Genomic DNA, 16,913 nt, shown 5'->3' on the forward strand with positions numbered 1-16,913 from the left:
AGGTCATGTCCCTACACCTGACGAGACTGTTCGTGGCGTTGCTGCTGAAGCCACGCCCGGCGCGGAAGGAGCGCGGCGACGTCCCCGGCTGGGTGCTGATCACCGTGATGACGGCCGGTCTGGTCGTCGTGATCTGGCGAGTGGCCGGCGACCAGCTCGCCACCATGCTCAAGGACGCGCTGTCCTCGGTCTCCAACAAGTAATGCTGAAAGCCCGTGGCGAGCGGGGTGCGGCGGTTGTCGACTTCGTCCTGGTCTCGACGCTCGTGGTGCCGTTGTTCCTCGGGATCCTGCAGGTCGGCCTGTTCCTGTACGTACGCAACACGGTGACCGCCGCCGCCTCCGAGGGCGCGCACTACGCGGCCGTGCTCAACCGGGAGCCGGCCGACGGCGAGGCACGCACCCGCGAGCTGATCAGCGGCGTGGTGCGGGACCAGCTGATCGACTCGGTGTCGGCGGCGGCGACCGATATCGACGGGCAGCCCGGCGTCGAGGTCACCGTTCAGGCGCATATGCCGCCGCTCGGACTATGGGGACCAGGCATCTCGTTCAGCGTCCAGGGGCACGCGGTCAAGGAGACGGGCGAATGAAGCGCCGGCGGGACGAGCGGGGGAGCGCCATCGTCGAGTTCTCCTGGCTGGCGATCCTGCTGATGGTCCCGTTGGTGTACTTCATGCTCGGCGTCTTCGACGTACAGCGGGCGTCGTACGGCGCGACCGCGGCGACCCGCGCGGCCGGGAGGGCGTTCGTGATCGTGCCGGACGGAGTGTCCGAGGACGGGGCGCGATCGCGGGCGTTCGAGGCCGCGAAGCTGGCGATGAAGGATCAAGGGATGGAGCTGAGCTCCGACCAGCTCACGATCAGCTGCGACCCGGCCTGTCTGCAGCCGGGATCGACCGTGACGGTCACCCTCAACACCGAGGTGCGGCTGCCGCTGATCCCCGACGCGCTCGGCGGCGAACCGCCGGCGATCCGCGTCAGCGCCTCGCACACCGAGGCCTTCGGCGACTACCGCGAAGCCAAGGGCAACGGATGACGCAACGATCGAAGCTGCGGAGGCGGGGTGAGGAGGGGCAGCTGACCGTCCTGATCATCGGGTTCACCGTGATCATCCTGTTGATGATCGTGGTCGTGACCGACATCTCGAAGGCCTTCCTGGTCCGCCGCGACCTCGACGCGACCGCCGACGGCGCCGTACTCGCGGCGGCCAACGGCCTGGCCGCGGTCTACGCCCAACCAGGCGCCGGTGGTAATGCCACGATCGACCCCGACCAGGCCGCGCGGCTGACCGCCGACTACCTGAATGAAGTTGCTGCCAGCAACAGATTCGACAGCCTGGGCTGGTCCGTTGACGTCGAGGGCACAACCGTCACCGTCCACCTGACCTCGACCGCAGACCTCCCGTTCCATCCCCCGGGCTTCCCCACCTCGACCGAGCTGTCCGCCGAGTCAGCCGCGATCGTCCCCATCCGCTGACTCGTACCGCGAGAGATGCGTCAACTGAACAGGCCCGGGTTGTCGGTCAGCCAGGTGGTGAACGTACGGCCGGTGTGGCCGGTGAGCAGTTCGACGCCGGGCTCGATGGGCTGGGGCAAGCCGACGCGAGACTTCCAGTAGGCGAGCAGCGTCTCGCGCTGGCCCTCGTCACGCATCCGCAGTTCGCTGCGAGCTTCTTCGGGGCTGAGGTCGACGGCCTCGATCGGTACGCCGGTGGTCGCGGTGATGAGGCCGATCTGGTGCCGACGGGTCATCGATTCCGGGCCGGTGAGCGGATATCCGCGACCGTCGTGCCCGTTGCCGGGGCCGTCGAGGAGGATGCGGAGCGCCGCGTCGGCGATGTCCTGCTCGTGGATCGGCGCCTCCTCGGCATCGAGATACGGCAGCCGGATCTGACCGGTCGCGCGGACCTGATGCGCCCAGTACTTCGCGTTGCTCATGAACGCACCGGGCTGCAGACGAGTGGTCGCGTACGACCCGTTGGCGATCACCTGCTCGGTCTTCGCGTGCGGATCCTCCGGGCCGCCGAGTGAGGACAGCGACGACAGCAGCACGACCTGCTTGACCCCGGCGGCTTCGGCCGCGGCTGCGAAGGCAGGCGCCGTAGCCGGATCGGAGTACAGGAAGACCTGGCTGATGTCTGCCAGGGCGGGCGCGGGGTCGGCGGGGTCGTAGCCGACGGCGGACGGGAGAGCGGAGGGTTCGCGGCTGGCGACGCGGACGTCGTGTCCGGCAGCGATCAGGCCGGCGGTGACCGCGCGGGCGATCGCGCCGCGGCCGCCGGTGACGAGAATTGTCATTGGATGTGCTCCAAAAATGTAGTGACTACATGATTGGATTCAGTAAAGCAGATGCCCTACGGTGTGGCAATGGAGCTCGGGCGGCGGGAGCGCAAGAAGCAGCAGACGCGGCACGCCATCTCGGACGTGGCCACCCGGCTGTTCCTCGAGCGCGGGTTCGACGCGGTCACCGTCGCGGAGGTGGCGCGCGCGGCGGATGTCGCCGTACAGACGGTGTTCAACCACTTCCCGGCGAAGGAGGATCTGTTCTTCGACGAGTCGGGGTGGTGGCTGGGGCCGGCGCGGGCGATCCAGGAGGCGCCCGCGGATGCGGATCCGATCGACGTGCTCGAGGCGCATTACCTGGCTGGGACGCGGGATCGGTTCGCGGTCGGGCATCTGGCGACCTGGAAGCAGTTCGTCCGCACGATCGAGAACAGCCCGGCGCTGGAAGCCCGTCGACGGTTGCAGGCGGCCGAGCTGGAGGTCACGCTCACCGCGGCGCTCGACGAACGAGCCCCTGATCACCTGCGCAATCGGCTGATCGCTGCGCAGTACGCCGCGGCGCAGAAGGTGCTCGAGGAGGAGTTGATGCGCATCCTCGTCGACGATGCGTCGCCGGAGGAGCTCGAAGCCGCTCAGGCCGAGCTCGAGCAGGCGGCTACCCAGGTCTTCGCCGTTCTTCGTCGAGGTCTTGCCTGAGGTACGCTGTTTCGTTGTGGCTGGACTGGATTTTGACGCGGAGCTGAAGCAGCTCGACGTGACGATGACCTCGATCGAGAAAGTGCTTGATCTTCCTGCACTGCGCAAGGAGATCGACGAACTCGGCGAGCAGGTCGCCGCGCCTGACCTGTGGGACGACCAGGCGAACGCGCAGAAGGTGACGTCGCGCCTTTCCAGCCTGCAGTCCGACGTCGAGCGGGTGACCGCGCTCCGCAGCCGGCTCGACGACCTGGGCGCGCTGATCGAGCTCGGCCGCGAGGAGAACGACGCCGAGACCCTGGCCGAGGCGGAGAAGGATCTCGGCCCGCTGGGCAAGGCGATCCAGTCCCTCGAGGTCCGCACGCTGCTCTCCGGAGAGTACGACGAGCGCGAGGCGCTGGTGACGATCCGCTCCGGCGCGGGCGGTGTGGACGCCGCGGACTTCGCCGAGATGCTGCAGCGGATGTACCTGCGCTGGGCCGAGCGGCACGGCTACCCGACCGAGGTCTACGACACGTCGTACGCCGAAGAGGCCGGGCTCAAGTCGACCACGTTCGGGGTCAAGGCGCCGTACGCGTACGGCACGCTGAGTGTCGAGTCGGGGACGCACCGGCTGGTTCGGATCTCGCCGTTCGACAACCAGGGCCGCCGGCAGACGTCGTTCGCCGCGGTCGAGGTGGTCCCGGTGCTCGAGCAGACCGACGAGATCGACGTACCGGAAGAAGAGCTGCGGATCGACGTGTACCGGTCGTCCGGCCCGGGTGGTCAGAGCGTCAACACGACCGACTCAGCGGTCCGGATCACGCACATCCCGACCGGCACGGTGGTCTCGTGCCAGAACGAGAAGTCCCAGCTGCAGAACAAGGCGAGCGCGATGGTCATCCTGAAGGCCAAGCTGCTCGCGCTGAAGAAGGCCGAGGAGCGGGCCCAGCTCGATGCGCTGCGCGGTGACGTGCAGGGTTCATGGGGCGACCAGATGCGGTCGTACGTCCTGCACCCGTACCAGATGGTGAAGGACCTGCGGACGCAGTACGAGTCCGGTAACACGTCCGGGGTCTTCGACGGTGAGATCGACGAGTTCATCGAGGCCGGCATCCGCTGGCGCCGTACCGGCCACACGGTTGCCGAGCAGAACTGAGCTCCGCGCCGACTGCGGTAGCTGCGTCGGCCTGTGCTGTGTCGTGCTGACGCTCACGAAGTCGGCGGACTTCGCGATCGACAAACCCGCGGGTGAGCCCTGCCCGAATCTGGCTGACGACCACCTCTGCACGATCCACAGTGAGTTGCGGACCAAGGGTTTCCCGGGCTGCACGGTCTACGACTGCTTCGGAGCCGGGCAGGAGCTCACCCGGCGTGGCCTGCCCGGGGCGGAACTGCCGATCCTGCGGCAGTTGCACGAGCTGCTCTGGTACCTGATCGAAGCCCTTGAATACAACGAGAATCTCCAACCAGCCATCGACAGAGTCGAAGCCGTCAGCCGTACTCCGGACCTCACGACCGTCGACGTCGACGCCGAGGGCGCGGCCGTCAACGAACTGCTCCTGGAGACCAGCCGGCGCATCCGCGGCAAACAGCCCAAGAAGAAGGAACGCCGTGGAGCTGACCTGATCGGAGCTCGCCTCCGCGGCGCCGACCTCGCCAAGGCCAATCTGCGCGGCGCCTACCTGATCGCTGCGGACCTGCGGGACGCGGACCTGCGCCAGGCGGACCTGATCGGCGCCGACCTACGCGACGCCGATCTCCGCGGTGCCGACCTCACCGGCGCGCTGTTCCTCACCCAGTCACAGGTGAACGCGGCGCGCGGTGACAGTTCGACCAGACTTCCAGGCGCGGTTACACGCCCTCCCCACTGGACCGCAGTTGATGCGTGACCGGGGTCATCAGTAGCGAGATCGCCGTGATGGCCAGCGCTACCGCGGCCAGTGCGCCGCCCTGGCCCCAGGAGGTGCCGGCCAGCGACAGGTACGCCGTACCGACCGTGGCTGCGCCCAGTGCGAGGCATGTCTGCTGGCTGGTGAGCAGGATGCCGCTGCCCAGACCTGCTTGGGCTGCCGGGACCTGACTGAGCACCACACCCATCAGCGGGACCATGACCAGGCCGGAGCCGAAGCCGGCGATCAGCATCGGTACTGCGAGCTTGAGCGGGTTCACGTCCGGCCACAGGGTGAGGGCGGCGACCGCGAGTACGGCGTACCCGATGCCCTGGATGATCCAGCCGCGCACGATCAGGCCGGCGCCGTACCGCACCTGCAGGCGCGGGCCGTAGATCGAGGTGATCAGGAACCCGACCGCCATCGGCAGCAGGCTCAGGCCGCCTTCCAGCGGTGACATGTGCGCCTCGCCCTGGGTGGCAAGCGCGAACACGAACATGAAGCCGCCGAACGTCGTGAAGAACGCCACCGCCAGCAGCAGACCGATCCGCATCGCCCGCAACCGCAGTACCGTCGGCGGGATCAGCGGAGAGCGGCTGGCCCGCTCCGACCGGTGCTGATGTACGCCGAGCGCCGCGACGGCCGGAACCGTTGCTGCGAGGCAGATCCAGGTCCAGAGCGGCCAGCCGAGCGGCCTGCCCTCGGTGAGCGGCAGGAGCAGCAGCACCAGTGTCAGCGCGAGCAGTGCGGCTCCGACGAGGTCGACCCGTTGCGCCTTGCCGGCCTTGGTCTCCGGGATCAACCGGATCGCCGCGGCCACACCGATGATGCCGACGGGCACGTTGACGAGGAACACGGCCCGCCAGCCGAGGCCGAACACGTTCGCCTCGACCAGGACACCGCCGAGGATCTGACCGAGCGCCGCCGCGGCACCGCCCGCCACGCCGTACATTGCCATCGCGCGGGCGCGGTGCTCGCCGGTGAGCAGGCTGGTGATCGTTGCCAGCACCTGCGGCGTGACGGCCGCGCCGGCGGCTCCCTGCGCGACCCGGGCGACAAGAAGTACGCCGATGCTCGGGGCGACGGCGCAGATCAGCGACATGACGGTGAAGCCGATCAGGCCGAGCAGGAACAGGCGTTTGCGGCCGAACGTGTCGCCGAGGCGACCGCCGACCACGAGCAGAGTGGCGACAGCGATGCCGTAGCTGCCGACCACGAGTTGGAGTTCGCCGGAGGTTGCCCGCAGGTCGGAGCCGATCGCGGGCAGGGCGACGTTGATGACGAAGAAGGAGAGCATCGGCAGGAAGGCGCCGAAGATCAGAGTCGTGAGTGCCACCGGCTTCAGCGCGGCTTGCGGCCGGGCGTCGACCGGAAGTGTGGTGGCTTGGAGCTGGTCTGTCATGCGTCCAGCCTGGACGGAGTCCGAGCCTGGTGGTGAGAGCCTGGTTATCCTATTACTGACAGCACCTGGCACCAGGATCGATCCGTGCCCATGATGGAACCATGACCACTGTCCCAGTCGCCACCGACAGAGTCGACAGAGTCGACAGAGCTGTGCCGGCCCAGCGGCGAGAGCTCGGGGTGTTCCTGCGCAGCCGACGGGAGCGCATCCGCCCGGACGATGTCGGGTTCGCGCCGGGCGGCCGGCGGCGTACACCGGGACTGCGCCGCGAGGAGGTCGCGCTGCTCGCCGGGGTCGGGGTCACCTGGTACACCTGGCTCGAGCAGGGGCGCGACATCAACGTGTCCGCCCAGGTTCTGGATGCGATCGCGACGGCGCTGCGGTTCGACCGCCAGGAGCGCAATCACCTGTACCGGCTGGCCGGGGTCCGGGTCGGTCCCGCGAAGGGGGTGTGCTCAGCCTTGCCGCCGACGGTGCAGAAGACGCTCGACGCGGTCTCGCCGTACCCGGCGCTGGCGCTCAACGACCGTTACGACATCCTCGCGTTCAACGACGCGTACTGCCGGGTCGTCATCGACCTGGACAAGGTGCCGGTCGAGGATCGGAACATGCTCTGGCTGAACTTCGTCCCGAACGCGTGGAAGTGCAGCTTCGTCGACGCCGAGCTGACCAGACATCACATGGTCGCGGCGTTCCGCGCCGCCTCGGCCGATCACGTCGGCGACGCGCTCTGGCAGGACCTGATCCAGAGCCTGCTCAGCACCTCGCCGTACTTCAGGGAGCTGTGGGAACGGTACGACGTCGAAGCGCCGAGCACCCGGACGAAGGTGCTGGAGGTCGACGGGCACGGCATCCTGCAGATCGAGCCGATCAACCTGTGGCTGTCGCAGCTCGGCCCGCTGCGGGTGACGGTCTACACGGCACTCGACGAGGAGACCGAGACCAAACTCCGCCAGATCGTGGAGCCCGGTTAGGCCGTGTCGCGCTCCGGCCACGCGGCCTTCAGAGTCTCCAGGGTCACCGTGATCGCCGGGCGGCGTGAGGTGGTCGTCCGCCAGACGGCGTAGAGGCGGCGGGTGGGAGCCGGCTGCAGTGGTACGGCGACCACGCCGTCGGGGACCGGACCGCGGCCGAGACGCGGGAGCAGGCCGATGCCGATGCCGCGGGCAAGCATCGAGAGCTGGGTCTGGTACTCCGCGACGGAGTACGCGACCTCCGGCTCGACGCCGGCGCGACGCATCGTCCGGATCAGCCACTCGTGGCAGATCGAGCCGACCGGCTGGCAGATCCAGCGCTCGCCGACCAGGTCCTCGGGGCGGACGAACTCCTTGCCGGCCAGGCGATGCGACGCCGGCATCAGGACGTCGGCCGGATCCGAGCCGAGCTTCGCCCGCGACAGACCCTCCGGCAAGGCGAGTGGCGTGTTGTGCCAGTCGTGCACGATCGCCACGTCGGTCTCGCCGCGGTTGACCGCCGCCACGGCCTCGAACGGATCGGTCTCCCGGACCCGGATGTCGAGCCCTTCGTGTTCATGGAGGAGCCGCGCCAGCGCCGGTGGGAGCAGGCCGCGCGCCGCGGTCGGGAACGCGGCGATGCTGAGCGTCCCGATCGCCTGTCCGCGCTGCTCGTCCAGTGTCAGCTCGGCGTCCTCGACCAGTGCGAGGATCCGGGCCGCGGTCGACGCCAACTGCTGGGCCGCGTCGGTCAGCACGATCCCGCGACCCTGCCGCTCGATCAGCGTCGTCCGCGTCTCGCGCTCGAGCTTCGCCAGCTGCTGCGACACCGCCGACGGCGTGTACCCGAGCACCTCGGCCGCGCGGTTGACCGATCCGTACTGCGCGACCGCGTGCAACGCACGGAGCCGACCGAGATCGATCATGTAGCACTCCTACATTGAAGACGGTAGAAACCGGTGCTAGTCCTTAAGTGTACCGCCACCCACACTGGACCGTATGAAGCCTCGTGATCTGCTCCTCGCGCTCGCCGTCGTCGTTGTCTGGGGCATCAACTTCGTCATCATCGAGGTCGGTCTGGAGGGCGTGCCGCCGCTGCTGCTGTCCGCGCTGCGGTTCTTCTTCGCCGCCGTACCGGCGATCTTCGTCCTCGGCAAACCCCGCGTGCCCTGGCGGTACGTCGTCGGTGTCGGGCTCGCGCTCGGCGTCGCCAAGTTCGGGCTGCTGTTCATCGCGATGGATCACGGCGTACCGGCCGGATTGTCGTCGCTCGTGCTGCAGGCGCAGGTGATCTTCACGGTCCTGTTCGCGATCGCCGTACTGCGGGAACGGCCGCGGCCGGTGCAGCTGATCGGCATCGTGATCGCGTGCATCGGGATCGCCCTGATCGTGCTCGACCGCAAGCTGTCGGCGCCGCTCGGTGCGCTGGTCCTGGTGATCGTCGCGGCCGGCTTCTGGGGTGTGTCGAACACGATCACCCGCTACGCCAAGCCGCCGGACACGCTGCGCTTCATGGTGTGGGTGAGTGCGGTCGCCGTCGTACCGCTGCTGATCCTGTCGCTGATCACCGAAGGACCGAAGGCCGACGTGGACGCGCTGCGCGACATCGACCTCAGCGGCATCGGCGCGATCGCGTACCTCGCCTTCGGGGCAACGCTGTTCGGCTTCGGGGTGTGGGGCTACCTGCTGCGGCAGTACGACGCGAGCACGGTCGCGCCGTTCTCGCTGCTCGTGCCGATCGTCGGGATGTCCGCGGCATGGGTACTGCGCGGCGAGGCCGTCGGTCTGCAGCAGGGGATCGCCGCGGTGCTGGTGATCGGCGGTATGGCCTGCACGATCATCCGGCGCCGGACCCCGCGCGTGGTGGAGTCCGGCGATCCGGAACTGACGTCAGTCGCCTGAGGCGACGGGGATCGGCATCGGCGGCATCTGCCAGCCGCGAGCCAGCGAGGACGCGTACGCCGGGGTGCCGCCGGCGAAGTACTCGGTGAACTTCATGATCAGCGGATCCCACCGCAGCGGGTCGATGTAGCGGTCGTTGCTCATCAGCAGGTCCTCGCGAACCCGGACCCGCTCGACCGTCATCTCCAGCGAGCACAGGTGCGAGTCCGGTCCGCCGATCTCGCGGATCGCCTCGATCCGGCCCTCGAGGTTGATTGGGCTCTCGAGGACGGACTCCGGGCCTGCCTCGCTCGGCGCGCGGGTGAGGCCGGCCGCAGCGAACTTGTCCGGCTCGTACCGGTAGCCGCGGGCCCGCTTCGAATCGGACATCTCCCGCGAACCGGTCAGCAGGGCGATGCGGTCGAGCGCGGCGACCATGTCCGGGTCGACCAGGTTCAGGACGATCTCCGGCCGCTCGACGAGGTTCTTCACGGTCTGCGCGCTCGTCCCCATGCCGAGCATCGCGGTGTACCCGAGCCACCACGCGGACGACATCGGCGCCAGGTTCGTGCTGCCGTCGGGGTTGAGGGAGCTGATCAGGACAACCGGGGTGCCGAAGTACAGAACCTTCGGCTCGACAGTTCGCTTCATGGGGATGGAACGGCGTGGCGCCGAGCTGTGTGAGGGCTATTCGTACGGGTTGACCGGTGCTGTCGTCGGGGTGATCGTCTCGACGGTCAGCGCGGCGACGTCGCCGTCCACGCGTCGGGTCGGCTCGGCCCATCGACCCGTGATGGTGACCCACTGGTTCTTCGGCGGCGCGGCCTGGCCGCGGGCCTCGACCATGTAGGCCGTACCGTCCGCGACGCAGCAGGTCAGGCCGATGCGGGTCACGTACCAGACGCCGTTCTTCGCCGGGGTGACGAAGCCGGTGAGCTGGAACGAGTGGCCTTTCATACTGCTCTGCTCCCACACCGCCCAGACGGCGTAGTCGCGGACCGCCAGGTTTGTGGGTTCGCTCGTGTTCCCGCCTAGCCAAGACGTGCTTTGGGTGGGTCTCGCGGCGACCGGGGACTGGCGCTGGGCCGCGTCGGCGCCGAGCGCGGGCGGGTCGACGACGAGCAGGGCGAAGACCGGGACCAGCAGGAGCCAGGCGGTCCGCGGCAGCCCGTGCTCGTTGTCCTCACGGCTCTTGATCAGTACGTCGGTGATCGCGAGCGCGATCAGGATCAGCCCGGCGGCCAGCAGCATCCACCGCATGCCGGGCTTCACGTAGCGCAAGTACGTCCCGGACGTCGCGAGCTGCATCACCGCCGCGCCGACGAACACCATCACCAGCCCGGCCACGTTCCGCTTCACAGCAACCACCACCCGACGAGCAGACTGGCGACGAGCGCGACCACGAAGGTCGCCGGCGCGAACCGTACGGCGAACCGCGGCCCGAACGTCCCGGTCTGCAAGGCGATCAGCTTCACGTCCACGATCGGTCCGACGACCATGAACGCCAGTCGCGCGGTCAACGAGAACTGCGACAGACTCGCCGCCACGAACGCGTCCGCTTCGGAACAGATCGCCAGCAGTACGGCGAGCAGGCCGAGGATCAGCACCGACAGCAGCAGGTTCCCGGCGACGTGATCCAGCCAGGACCGCGGGACCACGACGTTGAGCGTTGCCGCGGCGGCGGCGCCGATCACCAGGAATCCGCCGGCGTGCAGGAAATCGTGCGACATCGCCGAGCGGAACACGTCGAACTTGCCGGCGTCGTGCGCATGCCGGTTCTTCGGCGGCTTCAATCCTTTACCGGTCAGCAGATACAGCCAGCCGAGGACCATCGACACCGCGAGCGACGTCACCGCACGAGCGACGACCACCTTCGGCTGCCCGGGAAACGCGACTGCTGTCGACGTGAGCACGACCGGGTTGATCGCCGGCGCCGACAGCAGGAACGCGATCGCCGCGGCCGGCGTGACGCCACGATTCATCAACGCGGCCGACACCGGCACCGACGCACACTCGCAACCCGGCAGCACGACGCCGGAAGCGCTGGCCACCGGCACGGCGAGGGCCGGGTTCTTGGGCAGTGCTTTGGCGAAGAACGATGCCGGCACGAACGCGGTGAGCGCGGCCGACAGCAGGACGCCGAGCACCAGGAACGGCATGGCCTGCACGGTCACACCGACGAACATCGTCGCCCAGGTCCGGATCCCGTCCGCGGTGAACCAGCCGGAGAAGATCCGCCGCCCGAACAGCGCAGTACCGACCAGCAGGATCAAGGTCGCGGTGAACGCGATCGAAGACCCCGAGGACTCCTCCGGCTTGGCCGTGCTCATGGCGGAATGCTGGCAGAAGTCAGCTGGAAATGAAAATCACCGTCATTGCGAGGTCTGTGGCAGTGTTGAGCTATGGACGCCGACATCGTGCGCGCAGTCAACGACCTCACCACCCGCTGGGCTCGGAGTCTCCCGGCGGGCAACACAGTTGTCTCTGGGCTCGGCTTGTGGCCATTGCTGGCGCTACTCGCGACGGGCGCCGACGAGCCTGGCCGGAGCGAGCTTGCTGCTGCCGCTGGAGTGGACGCTGCGACCGGCGCGACGGATGCGATCCGGCTGATCGAGGCGATCGAAGGATCGGCCGACCTGCATGCCGCGCTCGGTGTCTGGGTCAGTGAGCAGTTGAAGCTCGCGGAGTCGTTCGACGCGGTGATGCCCGCGCCGCTCGTCGGCATGCTGACCGGCAACCCGAGCGTGGACAAGCCGAAGCTCGACGCGTGGGCCGCCGAGCACACCGACGACCTGATCCGCGAGATGCCGCTCGAGCTCGACCCCGACGTACTCCTCGTGCTGGCATCGGCCCTGCTGCTCCGCACAACCTGGGTCCGCCCGTTCACCGAGCAGGTACGGCACGTGCCGGCCGGACCGTGGGCCGGCTCGTGGCACTGGCTGGAACGCGTCGACTCCGACCTGGACGCCGTCCGGCGGTACGACGACCTGACTGTCGTCACTGTTCAAGGTGATGCAGACGTTGACGTACTGCTGGGGATCGGCCAAAACGACGTACTCGCGGGCCTGCTGGACGCTGCGGCTCGCCCGAACGACGGCGTTCCAGGCAGTCGGTTGATCGATGAGGACGAGCCGGGCCCGGGTCTGCGGATCGGGCAGACGACGTCGGCGCGGCCGGACCTGAAGCTGAACTTGCCGTCGTTCAGCGTGGAGGTCGAGCACGACCTGCTGCAGTCACGTGAGCTGTTCGGTCTGACCGCCGTCACTTCGGACCCAGGGGAGCACGGGCACTTCAGTGCGCTCAGCCCGACGCCGCTGCGGGTCGGGCAGGCGAAGCAGAAGGTGCTCGCGCGGTTCTTCGCAACCGGGTTCGAGGCCGCCGCCGTGACCGCGATGGCGATGACGCGCGCCGCGATGATCACCACGAAGCAGCGCCGGCTCGACCTCACGCTGGACCGGCCGTTCGCGTTCACCGCCGTACTGCGGGAGTCGCGGCTGCCGATCGTCGCCGGCTGGGTGGAGACGCCTACTCAACCGGGAGACTGAACAGCCGGTTCAGCAGCGCGGACGCCTCGTCGACGCCCGCGCGATCACCGGTCAGCAGCAGATCGAACAGCAGGCCACGGGACGCTGCCAGACCGAGCCGCGCGTACGCCGGGGCCTCGTCCGCCGGGATGCCCGCGCGGACGCACAGCTCGATCAGCGGCGGCAGCCAGACGTTGATCAGGTCGGCCTTGAGCGACTCGGTGTGCGGCAGGTCCTGCATCGCGTGCGCGCTGAGCTCGAAGAACAACGGACCGTAGATCAGCGCGGCCTCGGTCACCCGGCGCCAGAACAGTTCGTTCTGCTCGGCGACCGGGAGATCGGTCGCGAGCACCTCGGCCAGCAGGTCGCGCTGTTGCTGCTCGACCGTGCGGACCACTTCGGCGAGCAGGCCTTCGCGCGAGCCGAAGTGGTAGATCAGCATCCGGTGACTGGTCCCGACCGAGGTCGCGATACTGCGCAGGCTGGCGTCGCCGATCCCGTTCTTGGCGAAATGCTCGACCGCGTCAGCCAGCAGACTCTCTCGACTCACTGACTTCCTTCAGTTTCGCGGTCTCGGTGGCGATGTAGCGCCTGGTCAGGCCCGCGTACAGCCTGCCGAAGAGCCAGCCGAGCGGACCTTCCTGGATGATCGTCGCGGTCGCCACCGTACCTTCCGGGGTGCTGATGACGCGGTGGCCGCCGGTCGTCTTGATCCCGGGCGCCTTCGAGACCCATTCGAAGTACTCGCCGTCCTTCAGCTCGGTCACCTCCCAGACGGCCACCGGGAGCTTGGGCTGGCGGATGCGGGTGCGGGCGCCGATGTGGATGCGGCCCGCGTCGAGCCGCTCGACGGAATCGACGGTCGGGGTCCAGTCGGGCCACCGCTCGACGTCGCTGAAGACCTCCCAGACCCGCTCGGGCGAGGCCTGGATCGTGCTGGAGTGATCGAAGCGCATGTACCAAATGGTACATGGAGCTGTGTCACTGACAAACCGCCCCGCCGAGCGTGCACGGAGGCAGCACGGAGCGTGAAAGACGGGTAAAACAAGACCCTTGGTCAGTGGTGGGGGTCCGGGTCCCAGGTAGGGTCTTGGGCCATGGCTGATCAGAACGTCCCGCAGAACGTGGAGAACGAGCAGGACCCGGGCGCGAACACGCAGATGTTCCGCGCGTTCGTCAACGAGGGCGCGACCGAGACGACTCGCGATCCGAAGATCAACGGCCGCGTGCTCGCCGTCATCGGCGCCGCCGTACTGCTGATCGCGGTGATCGCCGCGATTGCAGTCCTGTAGTTGACCGACCTGCACGTCGAGGTCGTCCGGGTCTTCACCGACCCCGACGGCCGCTTCGGTAACCCCCTCGGCATCGTCGACGGCGCGCTCGTCCCCGAGCCCGACCGCCAGGCGGTAGCCGCCGCTCTCGGCTACAGCGAAACCGTGTACGTCGACGACGCCGCCACCGGCACGCTCCGTATCTATTCCGCCACCGGAGAGATGCCCTTCGCCGGCCACCCCACCGTCGGCGCCGCCGCCTACCTCCACACCCACGGCCACCCTGTAGAAACCATCCACGTCCCCGCCGGCCCGATCCAGGTCACGCGCCGCGACAACCTCTTCTCCGTTCGCGCCAACACAACCTGGGGCAGCACCTGGGACTGGCACCACCTCGACTCACCCGAGGCGGTCCTCGCCGCTGACCCCACGTCGTACGACGCCGGCCACACCTACCTGTGGTCCTGGCTCGACGAGTCCCGCGGCATCATCCGCGCCCGAGCCTTCGCCCCCGCGATGGGCGTCACCGAAGACGAGGCCACCGGCTCCGCCGTCACCCAACTGACGGCCCAGCTCGGCCGCAACCTCCACGTCGTCCAAGGCGCCGGCTCCCACCTCTACACCACCCACGAACCTCCCACCCACGCCACCGTCGGCGGCCAGGTCCGCCCCGGCACTCACCGCACCATCACGATCTGAGCCCGATCCCGGCATCCGTTGACGGTTGGTGGGGAACGGATAGAGCATGGGACCTCTACTTGGGGAGGTCTCGTGGCAGACGTTGTCAGGGCGGCTCTGGTGCAGACGTCGTGGACGGGTGACAAAGAGTCCATGATCAAGGCGCACGAGGACTACGCGCGGCAGGCGGCCGCGGCGGGTGCGAAGGTGATCTGTTTCCAGGAGTTGTTCTACGGGCCGTACTTCTGTCAGAAACAGGACGCCGAGTACTACGAGTACGCCGAGTCCGTGCCGGGGCCGACGACCGAGCGGTTTGCGGCGTTGGCACGGGAGTTCGGGATGGTGATGGTGCTGCCGGTGTACGAGCAGGAGCAGCCGGGCGTGCTGTACAACACCGCCGCCGTGATCGATGCCGATGGCACCTATCTGGGCAAGTACCGGAAGAACCACATCCCGCAGGTGAAGGGTTTCTGGGAGAAGTTCTACTTCCGTCCGGGCAACCTCGGGTACCCGATCTTCGACACCGCGGTCGGCCGGATCGGCGTGTACATCTGCTACGACCGGCACTTCCCCGAGGGCTGGCGCGCGCTCGGGCTGGCCGGCGCGAAGATCGTCTTCAACCCATCGGCGACCAGTCGCGGGCTCTCGGCGTACCTGTGGAAGCTGGAGCAGCCCGCGAGTGCGGTCGCGAACGAGTATTTCATCGGCGCGATCAACCGGGTCGGCATCGAGTCCGAGTTCGGTGACAACGACTTCTACGGTACGTCGTACTTCGTCGACCCCGAGGGCAAGTTCGTCGGGGACGTCGGCCATGACCACGATCCGGAACTGATCGTCCGCGACCTGGACCTCGGACTGCTGGACACGGTCCGGGACCGCTGGCAGTTCTACCGCGATCGCCGCCCGGACGCCTACGGAGACCTGACGAAGCCTTAAGGGGACCCACATGTCTTTGCTGGTCAAGGGTGGAACGGTGGTCGGACCGACCGGGACGCGGGTCGCGGACGTGCTGGTCGAGGGCGAGAAGATCGTCGCCGTCCTCGATCCGTCGTTCACGCCGACGATCACCGCGAACGAGGTGATCGATGCCTCCGGCAAGTACGTGATCCCGGGCGGGATCGACGCGCACACGCACATGCAGCTGCCGTTCGGGGGCACTGCGGCGAGCGACACCTTCGACACCGGGACCCGCGCGGCGGCGTACGGCGGAACCACGACCATCATCGACTTCGCCGTGCAACGGACCGGTGAGGTCGTGCAGGACGGGCTGGCCGCCTGGCACGCGAAGGCCGACGGCGAGTGTCACATCGACTACGCGTTCCACATGATCCTCGGCGGCGTCGACACCGACGCGCTGAAGGCGATGGACCAGCTGGTCGCGGACGAGGGCATCACCAGCTTCAAGCTGTTCATGGCCTACCCGGGCGTCTTCTACTCCGACGACGGGCAGATCCTGCGGGCGATGCAGACCGCGCGGGCGAACGGCGCGATGATCATGATGCACGCGGAGAACGGCATCGCGATCGACGTACTCGTCCAGCAGGCACTGGAACGCGGCGAGACCGACCCGATCTACCACGGCATCACCCGCCCGGCCGCGCTCGAGGCCGAGGCCACCAACCGCGCGATCGCGCTGGCCGAGGTCGCGCAGGACTGCCCGCTGTACATCGTCCACCTGTCCGCGAGTCAGGCGCTGGCGAAGGTCGCCGAAGCGCGCGACGCCGGCCGCAACGTGTTCGCCGAGACGTGTCCGCAGTACCTGTATCTGACGTTGGAGGACCAGCTCGGGGCACCCGGGTTCGAAGGTGCGAAGTGGGTCTGCTCGACGCCGCTGCGGAGCAAGCACGAATCGCACGCGCGCGATCTGTGGAAGGGCCTGCGGAGCAACGATCTGGCGATCGTGTCGACCGACCACTGCCCGTTCTGCATGAAGGACCAGAAGGAGCTGGGCATCGGTGACTTCTCCAAGATCCCGAACGGGATCGGTGGCGTCGAGCACCGCGTCGACCTGATCTTCCAGGGTGTTGTCGACGGCAACATTTCGCTCGAGCGCTGGGTGGAGACGATCGCGACCACGCCGGCCCGGATGTTCGGGCTGTATCCGCAGAAGGGCATCGTCCAGCCGGGATCGGACGCCGACCTGGTGATCTACGACCCGAACGGTACGACGCGGATCGGGGTCGAGACCCATCACATGAACATGGACTACTCGGCGTACGAAGGGGTCGAGATCCAGGGCCGGGTGGGCACGGTGATCTCGCGCGGCGAGGTGATCGTGGCTGACGGCAACTACCATGGCCGCAAGGGCCGGGGGAAGTTCCTGAAGCGTGGCCTGTCGTCGTACTTGATGTAAGGG

At 68.1% G+C, this 16,913-nt stretch carries 22 protein-coding genes; 14 read left to right on the forward strand and 8 right to left on the reverse strand.

Annotated features, from left to right (window positions below; genetic code table 11):
* The first annotated feature begins 5 nt into the window (after positions 1-5).
* From OHA10_RS19625 to OHA10_RS19640, 4 genes are read left to right on the forward strand one after another with little or no spacing between them, the layout of a single operon-like run.
* The gene (locus OHA10_RS19625) at positions 6-203 is read left to right on the forward strand and encodes a hypothetical protein (RefSeq protein WP_371407684.1); all 198 of its coding nucleotides are present in this window, start codon (positions 6-8) and stop codon (positions 201-203) included.
* Positions 203-589, forward strand: a complete 387-nt coding sequence (locus OHA10_RS19630) for a TadE/TadG family type IV pilus assembly protein (protein WP_371407685.1) — start codon at positions 203-205, stop codon at positions 587-589. The genes OHA10_RS19625 and OHA10_RS19630 overlap by 1 nt, the downstream gene beginning before the upstream one ends.
* Entirely contained in the window at positions 586-1,035 is a 450-nt protein-coding gene (locus OHA10_RS19635; RefSeq protein ID WP_371407686.1) for a hypothetical protein, read from the forward strand. The genes OHA10_RS19630 and OHA10_RS19635 overlap by 4 nt, the downstream gene beginning before the upstream one ends.
* Positions 1,032-1,475: a pilus assembly protein TadG-related protein gene (locus OHA10_RS19640; RefSeq protein ID WP_371407687.1), complete on the forward strand. Its 444-nt coding sequence runs from the start codon at positions 1,032-1,034 to the stop codon at positions 1,473-1,475. Before OHA10_RS19635 ends, OHA10_RS19640 begins: the two co-directional genes overlap by 4 nt.
* Before the next feature lie 20 nt (positions 1,476-1,495).
* On the opposite strand, the gene OHA10_RS19645 is transcribed toward OHA10_RS19640, so the two are convergent.
* Positions 1,496-2,296, reverse strand: coding sequence for an SDR family oxidoreductase (locus tag OHA10_RS19645; protein WP_371407688.1), 801 nt, complete (start codon positions 2,294-2,296; stop codon positions 1,496-1,498).
* Between the two features lie 51 nt (positions 2,297-2,347).
* Between OHA10_RS19645 and OHA10_RS19650 the strand changes: the two genes are divergently transcribed.
* Genes OHA10_RS19650 through OHA10_RS19660 form a run of 3 tightly spaced genes read left to right on the forward strand, consistent with a single transcriptional unit; the run spans position 2,348 to position 4,848 of the window.
* Positions 2,348-2,977: a TetR/AcrR family transcriptional regulator gene (locus OHA10_RS19650; RefSeq protein WP_371407689.1), complete on the forward strand. Its 630-nt coding sequence runs from the start codon at positions 2,348-2,350 to the stop codon at positions 2,975-2,977.
* A gap of 16 nt (positions 2,978-2,993) precedes the next feature.
* Positions 2,994-4,115, forward strand: a complete 1,122-nt coding sequence (gene prfB / locus OHA10_RS19655; RefSeq protein ID WP_371407690.1) for a peptide chain release factor 2 — start codon at positions 2,994-2,996, stop codon at positions 4,113-4,115.
* A 43-nt stretch (positions 4,116-4,158) separates the two neighbouring features.
* Entirely contained in the window at positions 4,159-4,848 is a 690-nt protein-coding gene (locus tag OHA10_RS19660; protein WP_371407691.1) for a pentapeptide repeat-containing protein, read from the forward strand.
* On the opposite strand, the gene OHA10_RS19665 is transcribed toward OHA10_RS19660, so the two are convergent.
* The gene (locus OHA10_RS19665) at positions 4,811-6,250 is read right to left on the reverse strand and encodes an MFS transporter (protein WP_371407692.1); all 1,440 of its coding nucleotides are present in this window, start codon (positions 6,248-6,250) and stop codon (positions 4,811-4,813) included. The genes OHA10_RS19660 and OHA10_RS19665 overlap by 38 nt on opposite strands.
* Positions 6,251-6,351: 101 nt before the next feature.
* Between OHA10_RS19665 and OHA10_RS19670 the strand changes: the two genes are divergently transcribed.
* A complete protein-coding gene (locus tag OHA10_RS19670) occupies positions 6,352-7,224 on the forward strand; it encodes a helix-turn-helix transcriptional regulator (protein ID WP_371407693.1) in 873 nt (290 codons plus the stop codon).
* On the opposite strand, the gene OHA10_RS19675 is transcribed toward OHA10_RS19670, so the two are convergent.
* Complete coding sequence (locus tag OHA10_RS19675) at positions 7,221-8,129, reverse strand: LysR family transcriptional regulator (protein ID WP_371407694.1); 909 nt, start codon at positions 8,127-8,129, stop codon at positions 7,221-7,223. The genes OHA10_RS19670 and OHA10_RS19675 overlap by 4 nt on opposite strands.
* 73 nt (positions 8,130-8,202) lie before the next feature.
* Between OHA10_RS19675 and OHA10_RS19680 the strand changes: the two genes are divergently transcribed.
* Entirely contained in the window at positions 8,203-9,105 is a 903-nt protein-coding gene (locus OHA10_RS19680; RefSeq protein WP_371407695.1) for an EamA family transporter, read from the forward strand.
* On the opposite strand, the gene OHA10_RS19685 is transcribed toward OHA10_RS19680, so the two are convergent.
* From OHA10_RS19685 to OHA10_RS19695, 3 genes are read right to left on the reverse strand one after another with little or no spacing between them, the layout of a single operon-like run.
* Complete coding sequence (locus OHA10_RS19685) at positions 9,094-9,735, reverse strand: flavin reductase family protein (protein ID WP_371407696.1); 642 nt, start codon at positions 9,733-9,735, stop codon at positions 9,094-9,096. The genes OHA10_RS19680 and OHA10_RS19685 overlap by 12 nt on opposite strands.
* 36 nt (positions 9,736-9,771) lie before the next feature.
* Positions 9,772-10,443, reverse strand: a complete 672-nt coding sequence (locus tag OHA10_RS19690; RefSeq protein WP_371407697.1) for a TIGR03943 family protein — start codon at positions 10,441-10,443, stop codon at positions 9,772-9,774.
* The gene (locus tag OHA10_RS19695) at positions 10,440-11,414 is read right to left on the reverse strand and encodes a permease (protein WP_371407698.1); all 975 of its coding nucleotides are present in this window, start codon (positions 11,412-11,414) and stop codon (positions 10,440-10,442) included. The genes OHA10_RS19690 and OHA10_RS19695 overlap by 4 nt, the downstream gene beginning before the upstream one ends.
* A 72-nt stretch (positions 11,415-11,486) precedes the next feature.
* Here OHA10_RS19695 and OHA10_RS19700 point away from each other — a divergent pair, with 72 nt between their 5' ends.
* Positions 11,487-12,629 carry a serpin family protein gene (locus OHA10_RS19700; RefSeq protein WP_371407699.1) on the forward strand — a complete coding sequence of 381 codons (1,143 nt, stop codon included), beginning with the start codon at positions 11,487-11,489 and terminating at the stop codon, positions 12,627-12,629.
* On the opposite strand, the gene OHA10_RS19705 is transcribed toward OHA10_RS19700, so the two are convergent.
* Together OHA10_RS19705 and OHA10_RS19710 are read right to left on the reverse strand one after the other, a co-directional pair.
* Positions 12,610-13,158 (reverse strand): TetR/AcrR family transcriptional regulator, encoded by a 549-nt coding sequence (locus tag OHA10_RS19705; protein ID WP_371407700.1) that lies wholly within the window; start codon positions 13,156-13,158, stop codon positions 12,610-12,612. The two genes, OHA10_RS19700 and OHA10_RS19705, sit on opposite strands and share 20 nt — an antisense overlap.
* Positions 13,133-13,564, reverse strand: coding sequence for an SRPBCC family protein (locus OHA10_RS19710; RefSeq protein ID WP_371407701.1), 432 nt, complete (start codon positions 13,562-13,564; stop codon positions 13,133-13,135). The genes OHA10_RS19705 and OHA10_RS19710 overlap by 26 nt, the downstream gene beginning before the upstream one ends.
* 141 nt (positions 13,565-13,705) lie before the next feature.
* Here OHA10_RS19710 and OHA10_RS19715 point away from each other — a divergent pair, with 141 nt between their 5' ends.
* From OHA10_RS19715 to hydA, 4 genes are all read left to right on the forward strand, one after another.
* Positions 13,706-13,900 carry a hypothetical protein gene (locus OHA10_RS19715; RefSeq protein WP_363872260.1) on the forward strand — a complete coding sequence of 65 codons (195 nt, stop codon included), beginning with the start codon at positions 13,706-13,708 and terminating at the stop codon, positions 13,898-13,900.
* The gene (locus OHA10_RS19720; protein WP_371407702.1) at positions 13,901-14,578 is read left to right on the forward strand and encodes a PhzF family phenazine biosynthesis protein; all 678 of its coding nucleotides are present in this window, start codon (positions 13,901-13,903) and stop codon (positions 14,576-14,578) included.
* A gap of 72 nt (positions 14,579-14,650) precedes the next feature.
* Positions 14,651-15,493, forward strand: a complete 843-nt coding sequence (locus OHA10_RS19725; protein ID WP_371407703.1) for a nitrilase-related carbon-nitrogen hydrolase — start codon at positions 14,651-14,653, stop codon at positions 15,491-15,493.
* A 10-nt stretch (positions 15,494-15,503) separates the two neighbouring features.
* Positions 15,504-16,910, forward strand: coding sequence for a dihydropyrimidinase (gene hydA, locus OHA10_RS19730; RefSeq protein WP_371407704.1), 1,407 nt, complete (start codon positions 15,504-15,506; stop codon positions 16,908-16,910).
* The last annotated feature ends 3 nt before the right edge of the window (positions 16,911-16,913 follow it).

This window comes from Kribbella sp. NBC_00662 (assembly GCF_041430295.1).
In the GTDB taxonomy this organism is placed as follows: Bacteria; Actinomycetota; Actinomycetes; order Propionibacteriales; family Kribbellaceae; genus Kribbella.

What these genes read in the sequence shown, in the direction of transcription:
- OHA10_RS19625 (WP_371407684.1), top strand. Translation starts at nt 6, where the DNA reads ATGTCCCTACACCTGACGAGACTGTTCGTGGCGTTGCTGCTGAAGCCA.
- OHA10_RS19630 (WP_371407685.1), top strand. Translation starts at nt 203, where the DNA reads ATGCTGAAAGCCCGTGGCGAGCGGGGTGCGGCGGTTGTCGACTTCGTC.
- OHA10_RS19635 (WP_371407686.1), top strand. Translation starts at nt 586, where the DNA reads ATGAAGCGCCGGCGGGACGAGCGGGGGAGCGCCATCGTCGAGTTCTCC.
- OHA10_RS19640 (WP_371407687.1), top strand. Translation starts at nt 1,032, where the DNA reads ATGACGCAACGATCGAAGCTGCGGAGGCGGGGTGAGGAGGGGCAGCTG.
- OHA10_RS19645 (WP_371407688.1), bottom strand. Translation starts at nt 2,296, where the DNA reads ATGACAATTCTCGTCACCGGCGGCCGCGGCGCGATCGCCCGCGCGGTC.
- OHA10_RS19650 (WP_371407689.1), top strand. Translation starts at nt 2,348, where the DNA reads ATGCCCTACGGTGTGGCAATGGAGCTCGGGCGGCGGGAGCGCAAGAAG.
- OHA10_RS19665 (WP_371407692.1), bottom strand. Translation starts at nt 6,250, where the DNA reads ATGACAGACCAGCTCCAAGCCACCACACTTCCGGTCGACGCCCGGCCG.
- OHA10_RS19670 (WP_371407693.1), top strand. Translation starts at nt 6,352, where the DNA reads ATGACCACTGTCCCAGTCGCCACCGACAGAGTCGACAGAGTCGACAGA.
- OHA10_RS19675 (WP_371407694.1), bottom strand. Translation starts at nt 8,129, where the DNA reads ATGATCGATCTCGGTCGGCTCCGTGCGTTGCACGCGGTCGCGCAGTAC.
- OHA10_RS19680 (WP_371407695.1), top strand. Translation starts at nt 8,203, where the DNA reads ATGAAGCCTCGTGATCTGCTCCTCGCGCTCGCCGTCGTCGTTGTCTGG.
- OHA10_RS19685 (WP_371407696.1), bottom strand. Translation starts at nt 9,735, where the DNA reads ATGAAGCGAACTGTCGAGCCGAAGGTTCTGTACTTCGGCACCCCGGTT.
- OHA10_RS19695 (WP_371407698.1), bottom strand. Translation starts at nt 11,414, where the DNA reads ATGAGCACGGCCAAGCCGGAGGAGTCCTCGGGGTCTTCGATCGCGTTC.
- OHA10_RS19700 (WP_371407699.1), top strand. Translation starts at nt 11,487, where the DNA reads ATGGACGCCGACATCGTGCGCGCAGTCAACGACCTCACCACCCGCTGG.
- OHA10_RS19710 (WP_371407701.1), bottom strand. Translation starts at nt 13,564, where the DNA reads ATGCGCTTCGATCACTCCAGCACGATCCAGGCCTCGCCCGAGCGGGTC.
- OHA10_RS19715 (WP_363872260.1), top strand. Translation starts at nt 13,706, where the DNA reads ATGGCTGATCAGAACGTCCCGCAGAACGTGGAGAACGAGCAGGACCCG.
- hydA (WP_371407704.1), top strand. Translation starts at nt 15,504, where the DNA reads ATGTCTTTGCTGGTCAAGGGTGGAACGGTGGTCGGACCGACCGGGACG.